This window comes from Novipirellula sp., assembly GCF_041583735.1.
Taxonomy (GTDB): Bacteria; Planctomycetota; Planctomycetia; order Pirellulales; family Pirellulaceae; genus Novipirellula.
Genome location: NZ_JBFHFD010000964.1, coordinates 1 through 2,226, shown reverse-complemented (window position 1 = coordinate 2,226; position 2,226 = coordinate 1). Strand labels below are relative to the sequence as shown.

Annotated in this window: 2 protein-coding genes; one reads left to right on the top strand and one right to left on the bottom strand. The window is 56.6% G+C overall.

The features are described 5' to 3' along the window. Positions 1-199: 199 nt before the first annotated feature. A complete protein-coding gene (locus tag ABX962_RS35085) occupies positions 200-1,636 on the bottom strand; it encodes a hypothetical protein (protein ID WP_372726301.1) in 1,437 nt (478 codons plus the stop codon). Between the two features lie 155 nt (positions 1,637-1,791). Between ABX962_RS35085 and ABX962_RS35080 the strand changes: the two genes are divergently transcribed. Next, a partial coding sequence (locus ABX962_RS35080) for a beta-ketoacyl synthase N-terminal-like domain-containing protein (protein ID WP_372726300.1) occupies positions 1,792-2,226 on the top strand: 435 nt, incomplete at its 3' end.

Genomic DNA, 2,226 nt, shown 5'->3' with positions numbered 1-2,226 from the left:
CGACCGAGCAAGCCGAAGTTTTTTGGCAACGTGCACCTCCGCTGCAGTGCCCTCACCCGGATGAGGCCTAAGGGGCCCATCCGACCTCTCCCCAGCTGGCGCTCGGGAGAGGTAACTCGTCACCTGCACCTCTCCCAAGCTGACGATCGGGAGAACGTTACACCGAACTCGACCAGCCGAAACGCTTGGCATTCTCTCGCTACGAGAGCATTTGGTCGTAGGGTGCTAAGGCCGATTTGGCCATCCACGATGCGTCGGTGCACACACGATTTGCGATGACTTCGGCGCGTTCTGTCTCGGTTAGCCTGCTGACTTTTGTCTTCAGTTGATCGCGTACGCTATGAGTCAACCGTGGGACTCGGACCACATAACGGGCGTTTGTTTGTGCAACCAGAAACTGTGGTTTCACTGCGGCAATCAAGTGGGGATCTAAGCCACCTGCGGTGTGAACCAAGATCACACAGCCAAACATTCGGCTTGCGTACTTTAACATCGCGTAACTCGAAGAGGATCCAAAAATCAAGCACGTTTGATCCGCCAGGGCATTTGAATGACGCGTGACAAAGATGCGGCCAAAACTGCGCAATCCGTTGTCGTAAACGATGTGGCGACCAAGGTCGTAGGAATTGAGACGTTGAGTGTGCGATGTCCGCGGAGGATTCATTTTGCAGCCGAGATCACCCACGATCGGCTCACAGCGATAACGATCATCGACAAACAAATCGACGACGTCCCTCGAAGCCAACCCCAGTGTTTTCGCAAGCTCCACAGCGCCGGCCTTCGCCCCTTGATCACTCCAGTGGGTGTCGGTGACTAGAAACGCATCGTCGCCGCATGCTTTCATCGCTGCGACCGGATGCACTAGCAACTCCCGGGACAGGACATCTGCAACCTGCTGCACCGGATTCTGTTTACCGGCCGCCAGGGGATGGTATTGCCCCAGCACACTCTCTTTTGCTGGAGCAATCAACAGGGCCACAGGAGCCTGGATCGATTTGCCAAAACGCTGTAGTCCTCGCGCATACTTAACCCAAGATCGCAGTCCGCGGCGGGTCAATTGCAGCGTCCCCCGGTGCTGATCCATGCTGTGGTTCGTATCGTTGCCTAAAAACAACCATCCTGATTTTCCTTCCAGCACGCCGGACGATCGATTCGGTCCACTGCACGCGGCTTCCATACAAACGTGGCCAAGCTTGACTTGCCGCGTTCCCAATCGCAGTGAAAGCGGAAAGGATGTCACATGATTTGGCACGACAAATTGAAATCCGTAGCACCGCTGCAGATATTGCTCTGGATTTTGCTGCAACACATCCGCGATCACGTCTGGCCGCGAGCAATTCAGCGGATGCACCAACTCGGTATCGGGTGTCAGGGACGCGACTATTTGCGGAGCCACCGCCAATGGCAGCCGCTTGGGATCCAGCAACACCCATCCCTTCACAACCCTTCCATGCATGCACGGCTCGGCCGGGATTTCGCTCGCATCAGGCATTACGGAATTCGCTTCACGCTCGGCACCGGGTTCTGCAGACGGCGTCTGCACGGCCCAATCCAGGACGATTCCGTTACCCCACAACAGATGGTGTCCCCATAAGCGGCATCGATAAAAACGACTCAGCGAGGCACTACTAGTCACGTTATCTGATTAGCCCTCACGTGCTATAGTTCTACCCGGCCACCACCCACAGGGCAAAAATTACCAAAATGGTTAGAGCCGCATAACCAGACTCTTCCGAGAGTCGCTCTTGGTGTATTGCTGAATGATTCATTGAAACGCCTGGATACTCGTCGATGACTGAACGGATTCCCCCAACTCCACGAGAACCCTTAGCGTTGGTCGGCGTCGGCTGCCGATTTCCCGGTGGGGTGCGAGACACCGACTCGCTTTGGCAATTATTGGTTGACGAACGCAGTGCGATCAGCGAGGTCCCGGACGACCGATGGCACGTGGACCGGTATCATCACCGCGATCCCGCTGCGATTGGCCATATGGTCACGCGGCGAGGCGGCTTTGTCGACCAGCTGAAGCGATTTGATCCGGCGTTCTGGGGGATCTCGCCACGCGAGGCGATACGGATGGACCCACAACAACGTTGGCTTCTTGAGACCGCTTGGGAAGCGTGCGAGGACGCGGGGATCGCGCCAAGCACATTGCGAGGCACATCCGTCGGTGTGTTTGTCGGGGCGGCGAGCCATGATTACGGCACACTACAGCTGGACGACCTG